Source organism: Actinoplanes sp. G11-F43 (assembly GCF_050589265.1).
GTDB lineage: Bacteria > Actinomycetota > Actinomycetes > Mycobacteriales > Micromonosporaceae > Actinoplanes.
Genome location: NZ_JBNZCE010000003.1, coordinates 378,303 through 400,356, shown reverse-complemented (window position 1 = coordinate 400,356; position 22,054 = coordinate 378,303). Strand labels below are relative to the sequence as shown.

At 72.1% G+C, this 22,054-nt stretch carries 27 protein-coding genes; 7 read left to right on the top strand and 20 right to left on the bottom strand.

The window, feature by feature from the left end; translation table 11 throughout:
- Positions 1-16: 16 nt before the first annotated feature.
- The 11 genes from mtlA to ACQ0O7_RS03695 form a co-directional block, all read right to left on the bottom strand.
- Positions 17-1,216: a mannitol-specific PTS transporter subunit IIC gene (gene mtlA, locus ACQ0O7_RS03745; RefSeq protein ID WP_430780313.1), complete on the bottom strand. Its 1,200-nt coding sequence runs from the start codon at positions 1,214-1,216 to the stop codon at positions 17-19.
- A 159-nt stretch (positions 1,217-1,375) separates the two neighbouring features.
- Complete coding sequence (gene pfkB / locus ACQ0O7_RS03740; protein WP_430780312.1) at positions 1,376-2,314, bottom strand: 1-phosphofructokinase; 939 nt, start codon at positions 2,312-2,314, stop codon at positions 1,376-1,378.
- Positions 2,311-3,072 (bottom strand): DeoR/GlpR family DNA-binding transcription regulator, encoded by a 762-nt coding sequence (locus ACQ0O7_RS03735; protein ID WP_430780311.1) that lies wholly within the window; start codon positions 3,070-3,072, stop codon positions 2,311-2,313. Before ACQ0O7_RS03735 ends, pfkB begins: the two co-directional genes overlap by 4 nt.
- A 150-nt stretch (positions 3,073-3,222) precedes the next feature.
- Positions 3,223-3,921 carry an NUDIX hydrolase gene (locus ACQ0O7_RS03730; RefSeq protein ID WP_430780310.1) on the bottom strand — a complete coding sequence of 233 codons (699 nt, stop codon included), beginning with the start codon at positions 3,919-3,921 and terminating at the stop codon, positions 3,223-3,225.
- Positions 3,922-3,973: 52 nt separating this feature from the next.
- Positions 3,974-4,333, bottom strand: a complete 360-nt coding sequence (locus ACQ0O7_RS03725) for a hypothetical protein (protein ID WP_430780309.1) — start codon at positions 4,331-4,333, stop codon at positions 3,974-3,976.
- A 10-nt stretch (positions 4,334-4,343) separates the two neighbouring features.
- Positions 4,344-4,991, bottom strand: a complete 648-nt coding sequence (locus tag ACQ0O7_RS03720; RefSeq protein WP_430780308.1) for an adenylate kinase family protein — start codon at positions 4,989-4,991, stop codon at positions 4,344-4,346.
- Positions 4,991-5,578, bottom strand: a complete 588-nt coding sequence (locus ACQ0O7_RS03715; protein WP_430780307.1) for a hypothetical protein — start codon at positions 5,576-5,578, stop codon at positions 4,991-4,993. Before ACQ0O7_RS03715 ends, ACQ0O7_RS03720 begins: the two co-directional genes overlap by 1 nt.
- A gap of 85 nt (positions 5,579-5,663) precedes the next feature.
- On the bottom strand, positions 5,664-6,272 hold the full coding sequence (locus tag ACQ0O7_RS03710) for a type II toxin-antitoxin system PemK/MazF family toxin (RefSeq protein WP_430780306.1): 609 nt from the start codon (positions 6,270-6,272) through the stop codon (positions 5,664-5,666).
- Positions 6,273-6,320: 48 nt separating this feature from the next.
- Positions 6,321-7,106 carry a CAP domain-containing protein gene (locus ACQ0O7_RS03705; protein ID WP_430780305.1) on the bottom strand — a complete coding sequence of 262 codons (786 nt, stop codon included), beginning with the start codon at positions 7,104-7,106 and terminating at the stop codon, positions 6,321-6,323.
- 111 nt (positions 7,107-7,217) lie between these two features.
- Positions 7,218-7,421 (bottom strand): DUF397 domain-containing protein, encoded by a 204-nt coding sequence (locus tag ACQ0O7_RS03700; protein WP_430780304.1) that lies wholly within the window; start codon positions 7,419-7,421, stop codon positions 7,218-7,220.
- Complete coding sequence (locus ACQ0O7_RS03695) at positions 7,414-8,289, bottom strand: helix-turn-helix domain-containing protein (protein ID WP_430780303.1); 876 nt, start codon at positions 8,287-8,289, stop codon at positions 7,414-7,416. Before ACQ0O7_RS03695 ends, ACQ0O7_RS03700 begins: the two co-directional genes overlap by 8 nt.
- Before the next feature lie 182 nt (positions 8,290-8,471).
- Here ACQ0O7_RS03695 and ACQ0O7_RS03690 point away from each other — a divergent pair, with 182 nt between their 5' ends.
- Positions 8,472-8,714: a hypothetical protein gene (locus ACQ0O7_RS03690; RefSeq protein ID WP_430780302.1), complete on the top strand. Its 243-nt coding sequence runs from the start codon at positions 8,472-8,474 to the stop codon at positions 8,712-8,714.
- 31 nt (positions 8,715-8,745) lie between these two features.
- On the opposite strand, the gene ACQ0O7_RS03685 is transcribed toward ACQ0O7_RS03690, so the two are convergent.
- Entirely contained in the window at positions 8,746-8,898 is a 153-nt protein-coding gene (locus ACQ0O7_RS03685; RefSeq protein ID WP_430780301.1) for a hypothetical protein, read from the bottom strand.
- Between the two features lie 294 nt (positions 8,899-9,192).
- Positions 9,193-9,567 (bottom strand): DoxX family protein, encoded by a 375-nt coding sequence (locus ACQ0O7_RS03680; RefSeq protein ID WP_430780300.1) that lies wholly within the window; start codon positions 9,565-9,567, stop codon positions 9,193-9,195.
- Positions 9,568-9,662: 95 nt separating this feature from the next.
- On the opposite strand from ACQ0O7_RS03680, the gene ACQ0O7_RS03675 reads away from it, so the two are divergent.
- Both ACQ0O7_RS03675 and ACQ0O7_RS03670 read left to right on the top strand, forming a co-directional pair.
- Positions 9,663-10,148, top strand: a complete 486-nt coding sequence (locus tag ACQ0O7_RS03675) for a MarR family winged helix-turn-helix transcriptional regulator (protein ID WP_430780299.1) — start codon at positions 9,663-9,665, stop codon at positions 10,146-10,148.
- Positions 10,145-10,759 carry a DNA-3-methyladenine glycosylase gene (locus ACQ0O7_RS03670; RefSeq protein WP_430780298.1) on the top strand — a complete coding sequence of 205 codons (615 nt, stop codon included), beginning with the start codon at positions 10,145-10,147 and terminating at the stop codon, positions 10,757-10,759. Before ACQ0O7_RS03675 ends, ACQ0O7_RS03670 begins: the two co-directional genes overlap by 4 nt.
- Here the strand turns inward: ACQ0O7_RS03670 and ACQ0O7_RS03665 are convergent.
- The 3 genes from ACQ0O7_RS03665 to ACQ0O7_RS03655 form a co-directional block, all read right to left on the bottom strand.
- Positions 10,707-12,866, bottom strand: a complete 2,160-nt coding sequence (locus tag ACQ0O7_RS03665) for a HelD family protein (RefSeq protein WP_430780337.1) — start codon at positions 12,864-12,866, stop codon at positions 10,707-10,709. The genes ACQ0O7_RS03670 and ACQ0O7_RS03665 overlap by 53 nt on opposite strands.
- A 129-nt stretch (positions 12,867-12,995) precedes the next feature.
- The gene (locus tag ACQ0O7_RS03660) at positions 12,996-13,382 is read right to left on the bottom strand and encodes a hypothetical protein (RefSeq protein ID WP_430780297.1); all 387 of its coding nucleotides are present in this window, start codon (positions 13,380-13,382) and stop codon (positions 12,996-12,998) included.
- A 21-nt stretch (positions 13,383-13,403) separates the two neighbouring features.
- Positions 13,404-13,877 carry a ricin-type beta-trefoil lectin domain protein gene (locus ACQ0O7_RS03655; protein WP_430780296.1) on the bottom strand — a complete coding sequence of 158 codons (474 nt, stop codon included), beginning with the start codon at positions 13,875-13,877 and terminating at the stop codon, positions 13,404-13,406.
- A gap of 106 nt (positions 13,878-13,983) precedes the next feature.
- Here ACQ0O7_RS03655 and ACQ0O7_RS03650 point away from each other — a divergent pair, with 106 nt between their 5' ends.
- The 3 genes from ACQ0O7_RS03650 to ACQ0O7_RS03640 are packed head-to-tail and all read left to right on the top strand — an operon-like array spanning position 13,984 to position 17,009.
- Positions 13,984-14,499 (top strand): hypothetical protein, encoded by a 516-nt coding sequence (locus ACQ0O7_RS03650; protein ID WP_430780295.1) that lies wholly within the window; start codon positions 13,984-13,986, stop codon positions 14,497-14,499.
- Positions 14,500-14,542: 43 nt separating this feature from the next.
- Positions 14,543-15,625, top strand: coding sequence for a hypothetical protein (locus tag ACQ0O7_RS03645; protein ID WP_430780294.1), 1,083 nt, complete (start codon positions 14,543-14,545; stop codon positions 15,623-15,625).
- A 49-nt stretch (positions 15,626-15,674) separates the two neighbouring features.
- The gene (locus tag ACQ0O7_RS03640) at positions 15,675-17,009 is read left to right on the top strand and encodes a diguanylate cyclase domain-containing protein (protein WP_430780293.1); all 1,335 of its coding nucleotides are present in this window, start codon (positions 15,675-15,677) and stop codon (positions 17,007-17,009) included.
- Between the two features lie 26 nt (positions 17,010-17,035).
- Here the strand turns inward: ACQ0O7_RS03640 and ACQ0O7_RS03635 are convergent, their stop codons facing one another.
- From ACQ0O7_RS03635 to ACQ0O7_RS03620, 4 genes are read right to left on the bottom strand one after another with little or no spacing between them, the layout of a single operon-like run.
- The gene (locus tag ACQ0O7_RS03635) at positions 17,036-17,449 is read right to left on the bottom strand and encodes a CBS domain-containing protein (RefSeq protein WP_430780292.1); all 414 of its coding nucleotides are present in this window, start codon (positions 17,447-17,449) and stop codon (positions 17,036-17,038) included.
- Between the two features lie 49 nt (positions 17,450-17,498).
- Entirely contained in the window at positions 17,499-18,332 is an 834-nt protein-coding gene (locus ACQ0O7_RS03630) for an NAD(P)H-hydrate dehydratase (RefSeq protein ID WP_430780291.1), read from the bottom strand.
- Positions 18,316-19,023: a histidine phosphatase family protein gene (locus tag ACQ0O7_RS03625; protein ID WP_430780290.1), complete on the bottom strand. Its 708-nt coding sequence runs from the start codon at positions 19,021-19,023 to the stop codon at positions 18,316-18,318. Before ACQ0O7_RS03625 ends, ACQ0O7_RS03630 begins: the two co-directional genes overlap by 17 nt.
- A 28-nt stretch (positions 19,024-19,051) precedes the next feature.
- A complete protein-coding gene (locus ACQ0O7_RS03620) occupies positions 19,052-19,285 on the bottom strand; it encodes a hypothetical protein (RefSeq protein WP_430780289.1) in 234 nt (77 codons plus the stop codon).
- A gap of 141 nt (positions 19,286-19,426) precedes the next feature.
- Between ACQ0O7_RS03620 and ACQ0O7_RS03615 the strand changes: the two genes are divergently transcribed.
- On the top strand, positions 19,427-21,817 hold the full coding sequence (locus tag ACQ0O7_RS03615; protein ID WP_430780288.1) for an EAL domain-containing protein: 2,391 nt from the start codon (positions 19,427-19,429) through the stop codon (positions 21,815-21,817).
- Positions 21,818-22,054 lie beyond the last annotated feature (237 nt).

Genomic DNA, 22,054 nt, shown 5'->3' with positions numbered 1-22,054 from the left:
GGCCCCTTCGCGGTAGTTAGGCGTTTTCCTTGCGGGTGGTGCCGGTGCTGTCGGTGCTGTCGGTGCTGTCGGCCGAGGCGGTGCGCTGCTCCGGGATGGCCGGGGTGTCGGCGACCTCTTCCGGCGTGGCCGCCTCGGTGGTGGTGTCGTCGTCGGGCTCCTGGTCGGCCTTGAGCTTGCCGAAGCCGAGCAGCAGGGCGGCGACACCGAAGGTGACCGCGGCGGCGATCAGGACACCGAGGAACATGCCGACGTGCGAACCCTTGGCGGTGACCGCGGCGAAGGCGAAGATGCTGCCCGGCGCCGGGGAGGCCACGGTGCCCGCACCGGTGATCATGAAGGTGGCGACACCGGCCGAGCCACCGGCCATCAGCGCGAGGATCAGGCGCGGCTTCATCAGCACGTACGGGAAGTAGATCTCGTGGATGCCACCGAAGAAGTGGATGATCATCGCGGCCGGGGCGGTCGGGCGCAGCGACTTGGGGCCGAAGAAGAAGTACGCGAGGAGCAGACCCAGACCGGGGCCGGGGTTCGACTCGATCATGAACAGGATCGACTTGCCGCTCTCCGCCACCTGCTGCACGCCGAGCGGGCTGAACACGCCGTGGTTGATGGCGTTGTTGAGGAACAGCACCTTGGCCGGCTCGACCAGCACCGACACCAGCGGCATCAGGCTGTGGTCGAGGAGCCAGTCCACACCGGTGCCGGCCGCCTTGGTCAGGCCGTTGACGACCGGGCCGATGGCCAGCTTGCCGAGGATGGCGAAACCACCGCCGATGATGCCGGCCGAGAAGTTGTCGACGAGCATCTCGAAGCCGGGCTTGATCTTGCCGTCGATCGCGTTGTCGAAGAGGCGGAGGACGTACGCGGTCAGCGGGCCGATGATCATCGCGCCGAGGAACATCGGCACGTCGGCACCGACCACGACACCCATCGTGGCGGTGGCGCCGACGACCGCGCCGCGCTGGCCGTGGACCATCCGGCCGCCGGTGTAACCGATCAGCACCGGGAGCAGGTACTTGATCATCGGGTCGACGAGCTCGGCCAGGGTGGCGTTCGGGATCCAGCCGACCGGGATGAACAGTGCGGTGATCAGACCCCAGGCGATGATCGCCCCGATGTTGGGCATGACCATGCCGGCGAGGTGGCCGCCGAGTTTCTGGACGCGGGCACGGAAGCCGCCTCCAGTGACCTCGGGTGTGTACGAAGAGGCCATGAGGATCTCCAATTCGGTGGTGGAGAGTTCAGGTTTATCTGTTTATTTCCGGCTATTTCCGGCCGGTTGAGCGCTGGATTTGCCGGACGGCCCCGCAAACGCGGGAACGATGAGGGGTGGTCGGCGGCCGGGACGAGGCCGCCGTCGCGGAACCGTCGCTCAGGGATGCAGGCGGCGGGACAGATCGGGGTCGAGGGTGACTGTCACGGTCGTACGGTCGAGATCGGACGGCGTCGGCATCCGGCTGCCCGGCAGCGACACCGCCGCCGCGCCCCACGCCAGGCCCTCGGTGAGTGCGGCCGGGCCGCTCGCGCCACCGGCCAGGAACCCGGCCAGCATCGCGTCGCCCGCGCCCACCGTGCTGCGCGGCACGCTCACCGGCGACGATCCGGCGAGGACACCGGCGTCGTCGACGAGCACCGCGCCGTCCGAGCCGAGGCTGGCCAGGACCGCGCCGGCGCCGCCGGCCCGCAGCCGGCCGCAGGCCTCGACCACGTCGCCGACGGTGGTCAGCGGCGCGCCGATCGCCTCGGCCAGCTCCTCCCGGTTCGGTTTGACCAGGGCGGCCCCGGCGGCGACCCCGGCCAGCAGGGCCGGGCCGCTGCTGTCCACGGCGAGCCGGGTGCCGGCCGCGACCAGCTTCTCGCAGAGGTCGGTGAAGGCGGCCAGACCCGGGCCGGGCGGCAGGCTGCCGCAGATGACCACCCAGTCGGCGGTCGCCGCGGCGTCCAGGACCGCCTCGCTGACCTGGGCGAACTCGGCGTCGGACAGCACCGGGCCGGCCTCGTTGATCTTCGTGACGGTGCCGTCCGGCTCGGCCAGGGTGATGTTCGAGCGGGTCCGCCCGGCGATCGGCACGGCCAGCATGTCGACACCCTCGGCACGGAGCATGTCGACGAGCTGGTCGCCCTCGGCGCCGCCGGTCGGGACGACCGCGGTGGAGCGGACCCCGTTGGCGAGCAGCGCGCGGGAGACGTTGACGCCCTTGCCGCCCGGATCGATGTGTGAGTCGGCGGCGCGCAGGACCTCGCCGCGGATGAGGACGCCGACCTCGAGTGCCCGGTCGACGCTGGGATTGAGAGTGACTGTGAGAATCATGCCTTCACCACGCGAACGCCAGTGGTCTCGACCTCGGCCGCGAGGTCCTGGTCCAGACCGTTGTCGGTGATCAGCAGGTCGAGGTCGGCGAGCGCGCCGAACTTGGCCAGGTAATCATTGCCGATCTTGGTGTGATCGGCGAGCAGCACCACCCGGCGGGCCGCGGCGATCATCGCCCGCTTGACCGCCGCCTCGGCCGGGTCGGGAGTCGTCATGCCACGCTCGACGGACAGCCCGTTGGCCCCCATGAACGCGACGTCGACATACATGTCGGCGAGCGGGCGCAGGGCCCAGTCGTCGACGGTGGCCAGGGTCTTGCCCCGCACCCGGCCACCGAGCAGCAGCACGGTCAGGTTGGGTTTGAGGCCGAGCGTGGCCGCCAGCACCGGCGAGTTCACCACCACGGTGAGCTCGCGGTCGGCGGGCAGCAGGTGGGCGAGCCGGGCCGTGGTGGTCCCGGCGTCCAGGATGATCGCGCCCTCGTCGGGGATCTCGGCGAGGGCCGCCTTGGCGATCCGCTCCTTCTCGCTTATCAGCACGGCGTCCCGGGTGGCGAGAGCCGGCTCGAAGCCGAGCCGCTCGACCGGTATCGCACCGCCGTGCACCCGGCGCAGCACGCCGGACCTCTCCAGGACGGTCAGATCCCGGCGGATCGTCTCGGCGGTCACCCCGAAGGACTCGGCCAGCGCGACGACGTCGACCCGGCCCTCGGCACGGGCCCGCCTGACTATCTCCTGCTGGCGTTCCTCCGCGTACATCCGTCACCCACCCCGGCTCGTTTTGGCTTTGTCTTTGTTTACGCCCGCTTTTGCCCGAGCGCAATATGTCAAAGAGATTTCGGTCTCCTTAAATTGCTGGAGACACCTGCACAAATCGGGTCTTATCGGGAGAGTCCGGTTGTGTGGGTTTCAGACGAGGTGACGTTCGACCGTCACGATCCGGTCCGGAGTGCCGTGCAGCACGAGCAGACCGCCCTCCGGCACCGTCGCGTCCACCGGCACCGGCGCCGGCCGCCGCCGGCACAACTCGCCGAAGAACTCCTGAACGGCGGCCAGATCCGCGCAGACCGCCGCCGGGCGACCGGACGCGAACGATTCTCCGGCGATCCGCAACGCGCATTCCAGATCGCCGCACGGCTCCTCCCGCACGCCATAGGCGGAAAGGACCGGCTGCGCCGGATAATCAGCGCGGCGGCGCAGGATGAAAGAACTCGTCCGTACGGTGATCCGGCGCAGGAATTCATGAAGGATTCGCACGTCGTCGGGGCGGCTCAACGCATCGGCGGCCAGACTCGGCGACAGCCAGAGCAGGCCGTCCACGTGGTCAACCTCGGCCGCGAAATAGTCCACGTGCTCCGGCCAGCCGTCCCGGACATAATTCGTGGAACCCAGCCACGGGCCCAATGCCACAGTCGTCCCGGACTCCTCGAAAACCGCCCGGACAGCCGCCGCCGCCATGTGCTCACCGGGCGCCGTACGCCCTTTCGGAAAACGCCACTCCCCACCCGGATGATGCACCACGGCGATCTCCCGGGCGTTTCCCGCACCACGCCACAGAACCGCACCGGCGGCGGTGACGGGCGCGGAGAACGACGGTCCGAAATACACGGCATCACGGTAGGCCGGTGTCCGACTTGATCGGATTGCCCTGATCGAGGGATCAGTCCTTCAAGTAGGTGAGCAGACCGACCTCCGGAGCCACCACACCACCCTGCCCCAGCGCCGGGAAATCCGCCCGCACCCCGGCCGCCGGCAACCGGCCCCGGCGCACCGCCTCGTACCGCGGCAACGACCGGAGGAAGACGTCCAGACGATCGAAGCGGGTGGCCGCCTCCGGCACCTGCTTCTCATGGAACCAGACGGCCACCTGCCCGTCCGCCGGCGGACGGCCCACCAGGTGGTCGATCGAACGGGTCTCGGCCGGAACCCGGGCCCGCCCGGAATCCGGAAACCAGCGCGCGATGCCGGCGTCGAGATCGCGCTCGACGTGACCGCTCAGATCGTCGGGTGTGCGAGTCACCCGCGCGATGCTAGACCCGCGGATCCGGCAGTCCGAGAGTCTTACGGATGGCCGACTGCACCTCCTCGACCGATGCGCGGCCGTCCACGTCGTGCACGACCTCCTTGCGCCGGAACAGCTCCAGCACCGGCCGGGTCTTCTCGTGATAGTCGCGCAGCCGCGCCTCCAGCGCCTCCGGGGTGTCGTCGGCCCGGGTGATCAGCTCACCGCCGCAGATGTCGCAGCGCCCTTCCACCTCCGGACGGTCGGCGATCAGGTTGTAGTCCATCCCGCAACTGCTGCACAGCCGGCGGCTCAGCACCCGGCGGCGCACCTCGTCGTCGGGCAGCTCCAGGTGGATGACCGCGTCGATGTCGTAGCTCTCCATGAAGAACTCGGTCTGCCGCCCGTTACGCGGGAAGCCGTCGATGATGAAACCGTAGTTCCAGTCGTGGATGCCCATCCGGCGGCGCACCACCTCCTCGACCAGGTCGTCACCGACCAGCTCACCGGCCGCCATGATCCGCTTGACCTGGGCGCCCATCTTGGTGTGCTGCCGCACATGCCAGCGGAAGATGTCACCCACACTGATGTGCACCAGGTCGTACGCCTCACGCAGCATCTTGGCCTGGGTGCCCTTGCCACTGCCCTGCACACCCATGATCACGTACTTGCGCATCACGCCTCCTCAGCGTCCGCCGCGCCCATGCGCAGCGGGCCGGGCGCGGGCCCGGACAACGTGGTCGGGTCGATGCTCCAGGCGCCGGCCACCCGGAACACGTCTCGCTCGGCGACCAGCACGGACGTCTCCGCCGGCTCGAACACACCGGGCAGCCCGGCATCCCGCTCGGCCGGGTCCGGGTCACCGAACCAGGAGGTCACGTCGCCGGACTGGCCGACGTAACCGAAAGCCCGCACCAGGTCGCCGTCGACCGCGCGCTGCCATCGATGCAGCTCGGTGACCCGGTGCGTGGCGAAGAACTGCACCTCGGTCCGCAGCGTGGCGGACAGGGCGACGACATCCGGGCCCGGGGTCATCAGCCGCCGGCCCACCGCGAGCACCCAGGACACGCCCCGGGCGCCCGGCAGCGGCGGGGTGATCGCCACCCGGTCGTCGGTGAGATGGGCCAGATCCAGGCCGTCCCGCCACGGGACGGTGCCGAGATCACGGAGTTCGAGCGCGGCCAGGAGGGCGTCCGGCCCGCCGTCGGGGAGAGCGACGGCGAGCCAGGCCTGCTTGCCTCCGAAACCGGTCATGACGTTCATGAGCCCAACGCTATCCGGCACCCCTGTCTGAGCTACGGCCAGCCGTAGCTCAGACAGGTTTCGGCCCACCGGATACCTCTCTGCGTCACGGCCAGCCGTAGTTGCGGCGCAGGATCGCGGCGACCCGGTCGAACCGGGGGCGGTCCAGGATCGCGCCCTCGCGGCGGATGCCGTCCTCGTCGACCTCCAGCACCCGGTCCAGCCGGACCCAGCTCGGCCGCGAGTCCCGGTCCCACTCGCCGGGCCCGAGCGCCAGCCAGTGCCGCTGTCCGTCGCGCTCCCCCTGGCTGGAGAGCATCAGCCCGAGCAGTGTGCCCGCGTCCCGCCCGACCACCAGCACCGGCCGGTCCTTGCCCTGTGACGGATCGTCCTCGTAGGGCACCCAGGTCCAGACGATCTCACCCGGGTCGGCGTCGCCGTCCAGGGCGGGCGCGTAGGCGAGGTGCCGGCCCTGTTTCGGTGCCGCCACGGTGCGCGGCGCCCGGCGCAGCGAGGCCGGTTTCGGCGTCGGCGGCCGGGGCGCGGCGGGTTTCGGCGCGGCGGGCTTGGGCGGCCGGGCCGACGCGGAGGGGCCGGGTGTGGGCGGCCGGGCCGGAGCGGAGGGGGCGGGTTTGGCAGGGGTGGCCGGGGGGACCGGCTGCCGCTCAGGTGCACCCGCCAGCCGCCGGAAGAACGCTTTCAGCAATTCGAGCACCGCGTCACCCTAAGGCCGGATTGCTCCCACCGCACAGGGCCAAGATCCCTACCCGACGAAATCCTGGGTCATCCAGGTCTTTCCCTCGTCGTCGCGGACGATGCTCAGGCCGATCCGGGTGAAGTCGGCGTTGAGCAGGTTCTTGCGGTGGCCGTCGTTCGGCGGGATCTCGGCCAGCATCGAGTCGGTGAGACCGTTGGCGGCGCCGGCCATCGCCGCGACGCTGCTGCCGCTGGAGCCGAAGCCGATGTTCTCCCCGGCGGTACGCCACGACACGTCCTGGGCGCTGAACCGCTCCCCCAGGCCGGACTCGCCGGAGCACTGGTGCGACAGTCCACAGCCGTCGATCATCAGCTGGTTGTGCACGGCGGCCGCCTTGGACAGGTTGCCGTCCAGGCTGAGCGCCTTCAGGCCCTCCGCCTCGCGGGCCGCGTTGATGTGCGCGAGCACCCGCTCGGTGACCGATCCGGAGGTGACCGGCGCGGTGGTCCGGGTCGCCGAGGGCGAGGCCTTGCGCGTACCGGCGGCGGCCTTCTTCGGCGCGGACGGCGACGGGGACGGGCTCTTCGACTTCGCCGGGGATGACGGCGACGGCGACGCGGCGGTGGCGCTCGGGGACGCCACCGCCGGTTCCGAGGTGGGCGCGTCGAGGAGCGGGTCGTCGCCGCCGGGGGTCTCGGCGGCGGCGGCCAGTGGGGCGTTCACCGAGCTGGGTGCGGGTGATTCGGTCCCACCGTGGGGCAGGCCCGCGACCAGGAAGCCCGCGCCGATCACCACCGCTGTCGAACCTGCTGCCAGGGAGTACCGGAAACGGGCAGCGGCGGAGAGGGGCACGGTCTATTCACCTCGGTGTGGCGGGACGGGGACGACGCACCCACACCATGCCCGAGCCCACCGCCGGTGACCGCCCGGCAAAGCATTCCTTAAGGTGGGGCTCACAAATTCCTAAAGGTCGAACTCTCCGTGCCGGATCCCGGACAGGAAGGCCGCCCACTCGGCGCGGCTGAAGACCAGTGTGCCGCCGCCCGGGTCCTTGCTGTCGCGCAGTGCCACGATGCCGGGCAGGTTGGCGGCGACCTCGACACAGTCGCCCCCGTTGCCGCCGCTTCGAGTGCTCTTGTGCCAGACGGCACCGGTCAGGTCAGCCATCGCTCTCCTCGATGATCGTGCGGATGAGATCGTCGGAATCGGCCCGGTCCAGTGCGGTCGCGTCGATCTGCGCCCAGATCGATTCGTACGCCTCCACCTCCGCGAGCTTATCCAGGTAGAGCGCTCCGGTGAGGTTCTCGCAGTAGATGGTGGTGGGCTCGGGCGACGCGGTGCCGACGGCCGGGAATTCGAGGATGGTGAACTGCCCGGAGCTGGCCGCCGGGTGCGGGCCGGCGGACAGCGGGATCACCCGGACGCTGATGTTGGGCCGGGTCGACACGTTGACCAGGTGGGCCAGCTGTTTCTGCATGCCGAGGGTGTCCGGGACGGCCCGGCGCAGCGCGCCCTCGTCGACGGCCACGTCCAGCCGGGGCGCCTCGGGCAGCCGCCGGCTGAGCAGCGACTGCCGTTCCAGCCGCACGGCCACCGCGTTGGCCACGGCGTCCTCGTCGTCGCCGTGCCATTTGCGGAACACCGCCTCGGCGTACTCCCGGGTCTGCAGCAGGCCGGGGATCACGCCGGGTGCGAACGACCGCAGCCGGGACGCCGCCTGTTCCATGCCGACGTAGAGCTCGAACCAGGCCGGGACGACGTCGCCGTACGCGTGCCACCAGCCTTTCGCCTTGGACTCGGCGGCCAGCCCGATCAGCACCTCGGTCATGTGGCCGGGTGCGGCGTAGACCCCGCACATGGCGATCACGTCGTGTTTGCGGACCGGGACCTCGCCGTTCTCGATCCGGTACATCCGGGCGCGGGAGAACTCCAGCTCCTGGGCGGCCGCCATCAGGGAGATGCCGGCCTGCTCACGCAGTTGCCGGAGCAGCCGGCCGACCTGCCGCCTCGGGACCGTCGAGCCCGTCTCGGTCATGTCACTCCCACGATCGTCGCTGTCCGGGTGTATCGAACGAGACGATCCGATCGCCACGAGCGAGACAGTGAGAATCCATTTCCGGGATTCTCGCCGTTCCGGCTTGAGACTCAGCCTAAGGCACGTCACGCTCCAATGTGTAGCCGTCGTATCGCACATGGTGAGTGCAGGGTGAGGATCGAATGCTGGTACCGCGGACCGAACACGTCGGCGTACGCCCGGCCTGGGACTGCCGGATCTGCGGACAGCCGTGGCCCTGTGCCATCGCCAAGGTCGAGTTGTCCGAGCAGTACCAGAACTTTCCGCACGGCCTCTCGGTCTTCCTGGGCTCGTGCATGCTGGAGGCGATCGACGATCTCGCGGCGGGCAGCGGCGGCCCACCGGCCGACCTCTACGAGCGCTTCCTCGGCTGGGCCGGCGGCTAGGCCGAGGCCAGACCGTGTGGCCGGACGTTCGCTAGCCCTCGACGCGCTCACGGAGCAGGTCGTAGAGCTGTCGATCGCGGACCGCGCTGTGCAGCGTGCCGCCGGCACCGGACAGCACCACGAACGGGCAGGACCGATCGGCACCGGTCAGGGACTTCTCCAGGAGCTTGCGGCGGGTGGCCACCTCGTAGACCGTCAGGCGGTACCGCCCCTCGACCAGTGGACGGGCCCGGTCGCCGTCGCGGCAGCACGGCCGAGACGATCAAGGTCCGACCGCCGCCGGTACGGCCGGAATCCCCCGCCTCCGGGACGGCCGGGTGGATGTCGAAGTGGGAGAGTTCCAGCCCACCGAGGGCGACCAGTCGCGCCCCGAGCCCGCCCTCGTCGTCCGGCTTCCGCATCGCACGCTCCCCACTCCGACCCAAGACAGCGAACTATATCGATGCCTTGGGAGAGCCGCACCCGGCGGGAGGCCAGGTCAGAACGCGTACGGCCCGAAACGCCCCCACGCCACGAAAGCCGCCAGCAGGAGCAGGACCACGGCCGGCGCGGCCCCCGGGATCTCACCCCGGCGGATGTGCACGACGACCGCGCCGGCCATCGCGACGGCCAGCCCGGTGGCGGCCACCGGCACCAGGACCGGGGCGATGCCGATCAGCGCCGGCAGGACCAGGCCGACCGCGCCGAGCACCTCGACCGCGCCGATCGCCTTGACCTGGCCGGCGCTGAAGTCCTCGGCCCAGGCCAGCCCGGAGGCGGCCAGTTTCTCCTTGGGCTGGAGCGCCTTCATCGCGCCGGCCGCCAGGAAAGCGGCGGCGAGCAGGGACGCGACGACCCACAGGACGACGTTCATAGTGCCTCGACTCACTCGTTTTGACTTAAACAGTTGAGTGAAAGGTAGGGGCATTGACTTAAAGATGCAAGTGATCGGTGAGCTATCATGCGGGTGTGGAGACCTCCGAGCCACGTTGGCTGAGCAGTGACGAGCGCGCCGCCTGGATGACCCTGATGGGCGTCTTCATGCGACTGCCCGCCGCCCTCGACACCCAGCTGCAGCGCGACGCCGGCATCAGTCATTTCGAGTACGGGATCCTGGCCGGCCTGTCCGAGGCGCCGGGCCGGACGATGCGGATGAGCGAGCTGGCGCTGCTCGCCGAGGGTTCACTGGCCCGGCTCTCCCAGGCGGTCGGCCGGCTGGAGAGACGCGGCTGGGTGAGCCGGTGCGCCGACCCGGCCGACGGCCGCTACACCCTGGCCACGCTTACCGCGGACGGCTGGGACAAGGTGGTCGAGTCGGCGCCCGGCCACGTCGAGCACGTGCGCACCCTGGTCTTCGACTCGCTCACCAGAGCGCAGGTCCGGCAGCTGCGGGAGATCGGCGGCCGGATCACCACCGCGATCGACCCGGACCACCCCTGCCCCGGTCTCCGGTGAGCACGCCGGACTTCCGGGAGCTGCCCGCCGACCGGGTCGACGAGGCCGCCCGCCGGCTGCTCGGCTGGCGGATCACCGCCAACGGGGTGACCGTGCGGCTCACCGAGACCGAGGCGTACAGCGGGCTCGGCGAGGACCCGGCCAGTCACGCGCACCGCGGCCGGACCGCCCGTAACGCGGTGATGTTCGGCCCGGCCGGGCGGCTGTACGTCTACCAGATCTACGGCATGTACTTCTGCGCCAACGTGGTCTGCGGCGAGGACGGGCGGGCCGCCGCCGTGCTGCTGCGCGCCGGTGCCGTGGTCGACGGCGAGGAGCTGGCCCGGCAGCGGCGCCCGGCCGCCCGGACCGGCGCCGCCCTGGCCGCCGGGCCCGGCAAGCTGATGCAGGTCCTCGGCCTGGACCGGTCCGCCGACGGCACACCGCTGTTCGGGGGCGGCCCGGCCGTGCTGTCCCCACCGGACGGCCCGGTCGGCCCGGTGTCGGCCGGGCCGCGGGTCGGCGTGACCTCGGCGCACGACGTGCCGTGGCGGTTCTGGATCACCGGCGACCCGGCGGTCAGTGCCTACCGCCGGCACACTCCGCGCCGCCGCCCGTCCGCAGCACCGTGAGCCGCCGGGTGGCCCGGGTGAGCGCCACGTAGAGGTCGCCGGAGCCGCGCGGCGACTCGGCCCGGATCACCTCCGGGTCGACCAGCAGCACCGCGTCGAACTCCAGCCCCTTCGCCTGGGTCGCGGTGAGCAGCACCGCCGGGTCCTCGATGTCCCGGCTCAGCCCGGGCAGCGCGGCGGCGACCTCGGCGAGCCGCCCGGCCGGGACGATCACCGCCAGGCCGTCCGGCTCGGCGGCCACCAGTTCGGCCAGCCGGGTCAGGTCGCCGTGCTCCTCGCGGGGCTCGGCGCCGGTGGAGCGGACCGGGTGGGGCAGTTCGATCGGCGGGTCGGCGTCGGCGAGCATCCGCCCGGCGTACGCCATGATCTCGGCGGGGGTCCGGTAACTCACGGTCAGCGCGGCGAGGCGCCAGCGATCGGCGACGTACGGGGACAGCACCTCGTCCCAGGACCGCGGCCCGCCGAGGGTGCCGCCCTGGGCGAGATCGCCGACCACCGTCATCGACCGGCTCGGGCAGCGCCGCATCAGCATCCGCCAGGCCATCGGGCTGATCTCCTGCGCCTCGTCCACGATCACGTGCCCGAACGCCCAGTGCCGGTCGGTGGCCCCGCGCTCGGCGGCGGACAGTGCTTCCCGGGTGGCGTACCGGCCGGCCAGCTCCTCGGCGTCCAGGATGTCGGTGACGTTGAGGACCGCCTCGTCGGTCGCCCGGGAGCCGTGCATGACGTCGATCACACCCTGCGCGTAGTCGAGCCGGCGCTGTGCGGACCGGGCCGCACGGGCCCGTTCGGCCCGGTCGTCCTCGCCGAGGAGTTCGGCCGCCTCCTCCAGCAGCGGGACGTCGGCAGCGGTCCAGCCGCCGCCGGGCGCGCGCCGCAGCCCGGCGCGATCGGTCGACGCGTACAGGCCGGTCAGGAACTGTTCCGGGGTGAGCACCGGCCACAGTTCGTCGAGTACCGCCAGTACCGCCGGATGGTCGGCCAGGTCGGTGCGGAGGTCCGCCAGGTCGGCCTCGTCGAGCACGTTCGGCACACCCGGGGCGTCGTCCTCGCCGAGCGGGTCGTCCCAGAACGGGTCGGCGCCGATCCGTTCGGCGACCTGGGCGGCCAGCACGTCCAGGATCCCGGCGGTGACGATCGGGCGGGCCGGGTTGTGCCGGCGGCCGGACTCCCGGGCCCGCCGCCGGACCGGCTCGCAGTCGTGCCGGTCCAGGCGCAGCACGTGCCGGTCCACCACGATCTCGATCGGCTCGTCCGGCACCCGCTGCCGGCCGCGAAGCCCGTCGGCGAGGAAGGTGAGCATCTCGGCACGGCCCTTGATCTCGGCCACCTCGGCGGGCTCGCTCCCGGAAACCTCGACACCGGGCAGCAGCTCGGCCGGCGTGGCCAGCAACACCCCGGTCTCGGCCAGCGACGGCAGCACCTGGGAGACGTAGCGCAGGAACGTCGGGTTCGGGCCGACGATCAGCACGCCCCGGGCGCCGAGCTGCTCCCGGTGGGTGTAGAGCAGGTAGGCGGCCCGGTGCAGGGCGACAGCTGTCTTGCCGGTGCCGGGCCCGCCCTGGACCACCAGCACGCCGCCGGCCGGCATCCGGATCACCCGGTCCTGTTCGGCCTGGATGGTCTCGACGATGTCGCGCATCCGGCCGGTGCGGTGCTCGTCCAGGGCGGCGATCAGCGCGGCCTCCCCGACCGGCGGCTCGTCCCCGGGCGGGCGGGCGCCGAAGATCTCCTCGTCCAGGCCGGTCACCGTGCGCCCGCGGGTGCGGATGTGCCGGCGGCGGGTGATGCCGTGCGGGGTGACCGCGGTGGCCAGGTAGAACGGCCGGGCCGCGGGCGCGCGCCAGTCGACGAGCAGCGGTTCGTCGGCGTCGTGGTCGTGGATGCCGATCCGGCCGATCCGCAGTGGGCCGCCGTCGAGCGGGTCGATCCGGCCGAAGCAGAGTCCGGTCTCGACGGCGTCGTAGCGGGCCAGCCGGTCGGCGTGGTGCCCGGCGGCGCTGTCGCGCTGGGACAGTTCCTGCCGGGTGCCGCCGGGGCTGCGCCATTCGGCCTCCAGACGCTGCCGGGCCCGGTCCCGCAGGTCGTCGAGGTGGCGGTAGAGCATCGAGAGGTAGTCCTGTTCGGTGGAAAGGCTTGACAGACTTGACAAGGCGACCCCGATCCCTTAATCTGATAGTGGGTTTTTCGGCTTTGCGCACAAAAATCAGCGCAAACATCGCCAGCGTACCCCCGATCAGCCGAGTGTGGTGTGCAGCGCCGCCGCGTCGGCGCGCCAGCCCTCCCCCGGACCGCCCTCGACGCGGTCGCCGGAGACGAAGGTGTGCAGGTGGGGCTCCGCGTCCGGAGTGGTCAGATAACTCAGCCGGCGCACCCGGAAGCAGTCGCGGATCGCCCGGGCCACGGTCACCACCTCGCGGTGGTAGAGATCGGCCTCCACCGGGCTCAGATCGGCCGGCTCCACCACGTGCCGGCCCCGCCACACCACGACCGCCCGGATCCGGGACCGGACCGGGCGCGCCAGGTACGCGTCACTGACCCGCCCGGACCAGATCCGCAATCCGAAAACGGTCTCGTCGCGCCGCTCCCCGCACCAGGCACACCCGTCTTCACGCACGCCCAACCATAAACGATCCTCGATGGATCACCAGGGGTTCAGCGACCGCCACTGCTGGCTGGCCGCACCGGAGCAGTCCTGCAGCCGCACCCGCCCCCGGCCGGCCGCGTCCACCGACGCCTCGGTCAGGCACGGGCCCTTCTGATCACCGGCCTGCAGCACCGTGGTGAACCACCACTTCTGCTCGGCCTTGTACGTACACAATGCGACCTTGGCCTTGATGCCTTTGGTGGTGGTCCGCGGCTCGACACAGTTCTCGCCCTGGGTGAAGTGGCCGTCACTGGTCTGATAGAAGTCCTGCGCCTTGTTCGCCCGGTCACAGGTGCTGGTGAAGAGCGTGGTCCCGGACGGGCCGCCGGTCAGGCAGCGGTACGGGGTCTGCTGGGTGACGATCCAGCCCTGATGCAACGGCGGCGGCCCGGGCACCGCGGCGGCGGGCCCGGCCGGGACGGCGAGCATGGCGACGGCCAGCAACGGAAGGACAACACCACGGGTGAGCATCGCCTCACTCTAGGAACCCCACTGTGGACGCCGCAGAGAATCCGGGCATTCCGGTTCTCGGCGAAACGGCTCCGGCGGGGTGGCCGGGACACTAGCGTCGACGGTGATGTTCACGAGACGCGGTCTGTTGCGGCTGAGCCTGGTGTCCGGGGCCGGTGTGATGTGGTGTGCCGTCCTCATCGTGCTGCTGGCGTTCGGGACGCGCCTGGTGGCCACCCCGCTCGCGGTCGGGTTCGCGGCGCTCCTGACGGTGCCCGGGTTCGCGGCCGGCATCCTGGCGAACCGGCGCGGCTACCGCACCCAGCAGCCGCGCCGGCTCTGGAGTCTGGCCTCCTGGGTGCCGCCGCACGTGCCGGTGTGGGCGGCGGTGGTGGCCGCGGTGGCGTTCGCCGGGTTCTGGCTGTCGCTGGTGCTGTCGTTCGGCGCGCTGGACGGCAGCCCGCAGAGCCGGGCCGGGGCGTACGTGCTGGTCGACCACGATCGGGAGACGGTGGTCGGCCGGTCGGTCTACGAGCGCCAGGTCGACCACGAGACACAGATCTCGCTGGCCGTGCTGGGCGCGTTCGCGGTCGGCGGCGCCTTCCTGTGCGCGGCCCGCGCCACCGACCACGAGAGCCACTGATCGGCTCGCCGGCACCGGATACCGTCGGAGTCCGTGCACGCGGGTGACCGCCGAGGGGGAGGCCACCCGCGTGCACGAGGCGCCGGTGGCGCCCGGCCTCTACCGTGGGCCGGTGGAGATCCGCCTCTGGTCCGTCGTCGCCGAGGCCGGTGCGCTGGCCGCGGCCGGGCCCGGCGCCCGGGTGCACAGCACCGCGGACACGATCTTCGCCGCCGGGCCGGAGGGCACCGTGCTGATCGCCGGCGGGGTGCGCACCGCCGAGGACGTGACCGTCTCCGGGCCGTTCCCGCGGCTCATCGAGGGGCGCCTGACCGGCGGGGACGGGCTGCCGCTGCACGTCTTCGCCCGGCTCGGCGACGGGTGCCTGACCCTGGGCACCGCCCGGGTGACCGAGCCGGCCCGCCGCCGTGGCGTGCTGCAGCGGCTCGATCTGCGGCTGGACACCCCGCTGCCGGAGCATCTGCTGGGGGTGACCGGGGCCGGCGAGCCGGACGTGGACTGGCTGGACCTGCTGCCGGACGATCCGCTGACCGCCCTGGACCGTTTCGTGGCCGGCTGGTGGGGGGAGGTTCCCCCGGTGGAGCCGGGTTCCGCGCTGCCGCCGGCGTTGCGGGTGTTCCACCGGGCGGCGGCCGGCCGGGAGGAGATCCACGGCGGATCGCTGCGGATCCTGCGCGAGCCGGTGCCGGGCGGCCCGGACGGCCGGCTGATCTTCGGCACCGCCGGGGACGGCACCTTCGACCTGCTGATGGATCCGGGCGAGGACGACCCCGCGGTCTACTACCACGGCCTGAGCGACCAGCCGCTGCGGGAGCGCGAGCGGCTCACCGCGTACCTGCTGCTCTCGGTCCTGGCCACCGCCGCGATGGACGGGCGGACGGCCGGTGGGATGGCGTTCGTGGACCGGGCGCAGGCCCGCCGGATCACCGCCCCGCTGCGCCGGGTGCCGTTGCGGCCGCTGCGCTGGCCGTGCGCGCGGACCCGGATCTTCGCCGGGCCGGACACGATCGCGCTGGTCGGCGCGGACGACGCGGACTGGTTCGAGGTGTACGTCGCCACCCGGGACCGTTCGTCGCTGCGCCGGCTGCGCAAACTGGGCCTGGATTGGGCTTCGTTCGAGGACTGAGGGTGCCGATCATCCGGCCATGACACGGGCACCGGCTTGGCTTCGCCGGATGGCACCGCCGCGGCAACTCGGCGCTCGCATCCGGTGGCTGTTCCTGATCCTCATCCTGTTCCACGTGACGACAGCGGTGCCCCGGATCCTGACCGGCGACGGCCCGGCGCCGCTGTGGCGGGTGGCCGCCGTCTCCGCCGCGCTGGCGCTGGGTTCCTGGTGGCTGCACGGCTACCGGCGGGCCGGGTTCCCGGTCTGGGCGGCCCCGGTCGAGGGCCTGCTGCTGGGGCTGGTCGGGTTCGGGTCGCACAACTGGCTGATCACGCTGGGCCTGCTGTTCGTGACAGTCGCGTTCCGGGGTCTCTACGGGACGTGGCGGCACGCCCTGCTGCTCACCGCGTCGCTGTTCGCCGGGTCGGTGGGGGCGATCGTGCTGACCGATCCGGATCAGCTCGGCGTGTTCCTGCAGCAGGCCGCCGGGGTGCCGCCGCTGGCCCTGTTCACCGCACTGGTGGCGGAGAGCACCCGGCGGCAGGAGCGGGCCACCGCCCGGGAGCGGGTGTTCGCCCGGCTGGGTTCGACGCTGGTCACCACCTCCGAGCGGGAGACGGTGTGCCGGCTGTCCACGGAGGCGGCCCGGGACCTGCTGGGCGGTCTGCCGGGCGGCTGGGCCGCGGTCACCGGCAACACCCCGGACGGGGAGGTGGTGCGCACGGTCGCCGGCCCGGCCCCGGATTCGCTGCTGGCCGGAGACATCGCCGCGGTACGCGTGACCGTCACGCTCCGCAGCGACAAGCACCTCTACGGCACCCTGATGGCCGGCGGTGACGCCCCGATCCCGGCCGAGGTGCTGCCCGCGCTGGAGGCGCTGGCCGCGCAGACGGTGCTCGGCCTGCGCCACGTGGACAACGACGCCGACCTGCGCCATCAGGCGTTCCACGACAGCCTGACCGGGCTGGCGAACCGGGCGCTGCTCCGCGACCGGCTGCAGCAGGCGGTGGCACGGGCGGACCGGGACACCCCGGTGGCGCTGCTGCTGTTCGAGCTGTCCGGATTCAAGGCGGTGAACGACCGGTTCGGGCACACCACCGGGGACCAGCTGCTGGTGGCGGTGGCCCAGCGGCTGCGGGACGGGATCCGGGGCGCGGACACGGCGGCCCGGCTGGGTGGCGACGAGTTCGCGGTGCTGCTGGACGGCATGGACTCGCCGGAGGACGCCGGGCTGGTGGCGGGGCGGCTGCTGGCCGCCGTACAGGAGCCGTTCCGGGTGTCCCGCACCGAACTGCTGCCGCGGGCCGCGGTCGGGGTGGCGGTGTGGGACGGCCACCCGGACGCCGACGCCCTGCTGAACGAGGCGGCCGGCGCCCTGCACGAGCGCCCGGTGGCGGCCTGAGCACGACCGCCACCGGAGGGCCGGGATCACGCGCTGAGCGCGTCCAGCAGTTCACCGACCGGGTGGTCGGGCAGCGCGCGGGCCACGTCGGCGACGGCGACGATGCCGACCAGGCGGTGGCCGTCGATCACCGGCAGCCGGCGTACCCGGTGCTGGGTCATGGTCCGCAGGATCTCGGCGGCGTCGTCGTCGGCGCCGATCGTGACCGGCTTGCCCTGGGCGATCTCACCGGCGTAGACCTCGCCGGGGTTGCGGCCCTGGGCCACCGCCTTGAGCACGATGTCCCGGTCGGTGATCATGCCCTGCAGCCGGTCGTCGTCGCCGCAGACCGGCAGCGAGCCGACGTCCAGGTCGGCCATCTTGCGGGCGGCGTCGGCCAGGGATTCGCGTTCCCGGGCGCAGGTGACGTCCGGGGTCATGATGTCGCGGGCGGTCGTCATGGCGGTGCTCCTTCTCTACGGTGCGGGTGGAGCAACCCGCCTACCCCCGTCACACCGAAGCAATCGTCGATGCCACCTCGTCGACGAGTTCCCGGGCCAGGAATCCGATCCGTCCGTACCGTGGGGCGAGCCGCTGACCGCTGACCGCGTGCGCGAACGCCGCCCAGCAGGCCGCCTGGGCCGGGTCCGCGCCCCGGCCGAGGAGTCCGGCGACGATCCCGGCGCGCACGTCGCCGCTGCCGGAGGTGCCGAGGCCGGCGTGGCCGCTCTCCTCCCGCCAGGCCCGGCCGTCCGGGGCGGCCACGTGCCCGTACAGGGAGACCACCGCGTGGTGGCGGACCGCCAGCTCGTGGGCCGCCGCGGCGAGGTCGTCGCCGGGGTCACGGCCCAGCATGTGCTCGGCCTCCACCACGTTGGGGGTGAGCACTGCGCGCCGCGACGTGAGCAGTCCCGGTTCCTTGCTCAGCGCCCCGAGAGCGTAGGCGTCCAGCACCACGGCGGCGTCCGGGCCGGCCGCACCGAGCACCGTCCCCATCAGCCGGATGGTGCTGTCGATGTCGTCGAGGCCGGGGCCGAGCGCGATCACGTCGGCTTCCGCGGCCAGCCGCAGCACCTCGTCGGACGGGTCGAGACCGACCACCTTGGCCTCCGGAACGGCGATGCTGAGCGGCACCGCGGACTCGGTGGCGACGGCCATCTGCAGCCGGCCGGCGCCGGCCCGCAGCGCGGCGAGCCCGGCCAGCAGCACCGCGCCGGGGGTGCTGCGGGCGCCGCCGACCACCAGGACGGTGCCGCGGGACTCCTTGCCGCCCTCCGGCTCGGGCAGCGCCCAGTCCCGGAGCAGCCGCGGGGTGACCACCCGTTCATCAGGCCGGTTCGTCATCGACGTCCTCCTGCCGGGTCGGCGGGGCGCCCTCGCGGCGCAGGTGATCGACCGCGTTGAAGAGTTCCGGCGCACCGTCACGCCAGCTGCTGATCGAGCAGTTCGCGATGGTGACGCCGCGGGACAGTTCCATCAGCTCGGCCTCGCTCAGCCCCTCCGCGAGGTAGCGCACCATCAGCACGGTGGCCTCGTGGGCGAACAGGACCACCCGGCCGCCGGGATGGTCCTGGCGGATCTCCCGCAGCAGGGCGCGCAGCCGCAGCAGCACGTCGGCCCAGGACTCGCCACCCGGTGGCCGGTAGTAGAACTTGCCGAGCCGCTCCCGCCGGCGGGCCTCGTCCGGCAGCCGCGCCCGGACGCCGCGGGCGGTGAGCAGGTCGAGCACGCCCAGCTCACGGTCCCGCAGCCGCTCGTCGACCACGGTGCGCACCCGGTCCAGCCCGGCCAGCGCGATCTCCGCGGTCTGCCGGGTACGCAGGTAAGGCGAGATCACCGCCAGGTCGGGCGGATCCGCGCGCAGCAGCCGGCCGACCGCCTCGGCCTGCTCCCGGCCGGTCGGCGCGAGTGGCACGTCGGCGTCGCGCTCCGGGATGTCGATCTGGTCGGCGCCGCCCGTCTCGGCTTCCTCCGCGGTGACGTTGCCGGTGCTCAGGCCGTGCCGCACCACCGCGAGCCAGTGCAATTCCTCCACCACCGGCCCTTACCCGCCCGGGCGGGTTCTATCCCGCGGCGGGGCGTGGCGCGAACGCCTCCAGCGCGCGGGCCTGGCCGAGCAGCTGGTCGCGGGTGGCGCCGAGCTCCTCGATGGCGGCGCGCAGGGACTCGGTGCCGCGGACGTCGCCGGCGATCGTCCGGGTGGCGGCCAGCACCTCCATGGTGGCCGCCATCGTGCCGGCCACCTCCGACAGTTTGCGGGCCATCTGTTCGCGCAGGATCAGCAGCAGCGGGTCCACCAGCGGGCACCTCCGGCTCGGGTGGCCGGCGCCACCGTTCGAACGCTCCTGATCGGCCGCGGACGAGCGCCCTTGAGCACACCCACATTTACCGATTTTTCCTCTCATCACCGAACGTGTCCGGGGAAGATGGGCGGTGGGATGAACGTACGGCAGAAACTTCTCGGTGGTTATCTCCTGGTCGCGGTCATGGTGGCGGGGACCGCCCTGATCTCCTGGCAGGCGAACACCGCCTCGGCCGAGCGCGCCGCCACCCAGGAGGCGGCCCGGCTGGCCCAGGGAATCGCCAAGGACGTGTCGATCGGCCTGGTCAGGGACCGTGAGGACGAGATCGTCACACCGCTCTACTACAGCCCGTCGGCCCTCGACCGGTACCTGCGGCGGATGCGGGAGACCCAGCACCGGGACGTGGTGGTGGTCGACAGCGGCAAGTACATCCTCGGTGACATCACCCGCGAAGGCGTCGGCCTGGTCTACGACGGTGACGCCGGCAACGAGGTGGCCCGGACCATCACCGACGGCGAGTCCCGGGTCTTCCTGGAGACCGGCGCCGGCCATCCGGACGGCATCCGGCAGGTGGTGGTGCCGATGACCAGCAAGGCCGGCAACACCATCGGCGCGGTCATCCTGGAGTACACCCCGATCTACGAGCCGATGATGGGCGCCACCCGGCAGGCGCAGACGGTCACGCTGGGCAGCGCGGCCGTGGTCATCCTGCTGGTGGTGACGCTGGGGCTGGCGCTGGCCGGCTCGCTCACCCGGCGGATCACCTCGCTGACCACCGCGGTGCGCACCATCCGTAGCGGCGACTACTCGCACCGGGTGCCGCACGACGGCCGGGACGAGATCGGCCGGCTGGCCCGCGCCTTCAACGCGATGGCCGAACAGCTGGAACGTTCGGCCCGGGAGATCCTGGCCAAGGGATACACCGACAGCATCCTGGCCAACGCCGGCGAGGGCATCTGCGGCGTCGACCCGGCCGGGCGGATCGCGTTCGCCAACGAGGCCGCCGGGCGGATCACCGGCCTCGGGGTCGGCGGGCTGCTGCAGCGGGAGGCGGGCGTGCTGCTGCCGGAGGCCGAGGGCCTGTGCAACGGCACCCGCGAGGGCCTGCTGCCGAGACCGGACGGCACCGCGGTACGCGTCGAGTACACGATCAGCGAGATCGACCAGGTCGGCGCGGTGATCGTGCTGCGCGACGTGACCCGCCAGCGGGACCTGGAACGTGACCTGCGGCACCAGGCGCTGCACGACGGGCTGACCGGGCTGCCGAACCGCAAGCTGCTGCTGGACCGGCTGGATCACGCGCTCACCCGCTCCCGGGTGTCCGGCGAGCCGATCGCGCTGCTCTACCTGGACCTGGACGGTTTCAAACGGGTCAACGACAGTCTCGGGCACAACGCCGGCGACCTGCTGCTGCGAACCGCGGCCGACCGGCTGACCGGGGTGCTGCGGCCCCAGGACACGGTGGCCCGGCTGGGCGGGGACGAGTTCGCCGTACTCCTGGAGGCTCCGGATTCGGTCGAACGGGTGGCGCTGGCCTGCCTGGAGACGATCGCCCGGCCGTTCGCGGTGCACGGGCGGGAGGCGGTGGTCACGGTCAGCGTCGGCGTGGTGCCGGACGCGGCCCGGTTCACCGACGCCGACGAGGTGGTCCGCAACGCCGACGTGGCGATGTACGCGGCCAAGGACGGCGGCCGCAACCGCTACCTGATCTTCGAGACCCGGATGCACGAACAGCTGCTGAACCGGCTCGACCTGGAGACCCGGCTACGCGAGGCGGTGCACCGCGGCGAGCTGCGGCTGCATCTGCAACCGGTGGTGTCACTGCCCGGCGGCCAGGTCTCCGGGGCGGAGGCGCTGGTGCGCTGGCAGGACCCGCAGCGCGGCCTGCAACAGCCCGGCTCGTTCATCCCGCTCGCCGAGGAGACCGGGATGATCATCGAGATCGACCGGTGGATCCTGATCCAGGCCTGCCACACCATCCGGCAGTGGCAGGAGGAGAGTCCGCGGACCGCGCCGGCCTGGGTCAGCGTCAACCTGTCCGCCGCCCACCTGGACCTGCCCGACCTCACCGAGCACGTGGCGTACGCGCTGGCCACCACCGGCCTGTCGGCGCACTGCCTGACCCTGGAACTGACCGAGACGGTGATGATGCGCGACCTGGCGGTCACCTCGATCCGGTTGCAGGAGCTGCGCGAACTCGGCGTGAAGATCGCCATCGACGACTTCGGCACCGGCTACTCGTCACTCGGCTACCTGCGCGACATCCCGGTCGACGTCCTCAAGATCGACCGCTCGTTCATCGACGGCCTGGTCGGCAACGCCCGCCAGCAGGAACTGGTCAGCGCGATCATGCAACTCGGCCACACCCTCGGCCTGCGGGTGGTCACCGAGGGCGTGGAGGACGCCGACCAGCTGGCCCTGCTGATCGCGATGGGCTGCCAATACGCCCAGGGCTACCACCTGGGCCGCCCCCAGCCCGCCGACCAGCTGCGCGCCCTGCTCACCGAACCGGTCCGAACCGGATAGCGGGCGAGGAGGGCCTGAGCCGCCCGTGCGGCCCGGCCGAGCGCCCGTTCGCCGACGAGCCCCCGGCCACCACCCTGGTCCCGCACATCAACCGCGAGACGATCCACCACGGCGCGGAGATCTCCCTGTTGCGAGACCTGTACCAGAACCACTGATCGCGTACGCCCACCGCATCGCCTCCGCCGGCTCCCACCACGAGGAGGCGACCACCGGCCGATAGCACCGGCAGGCCCGATC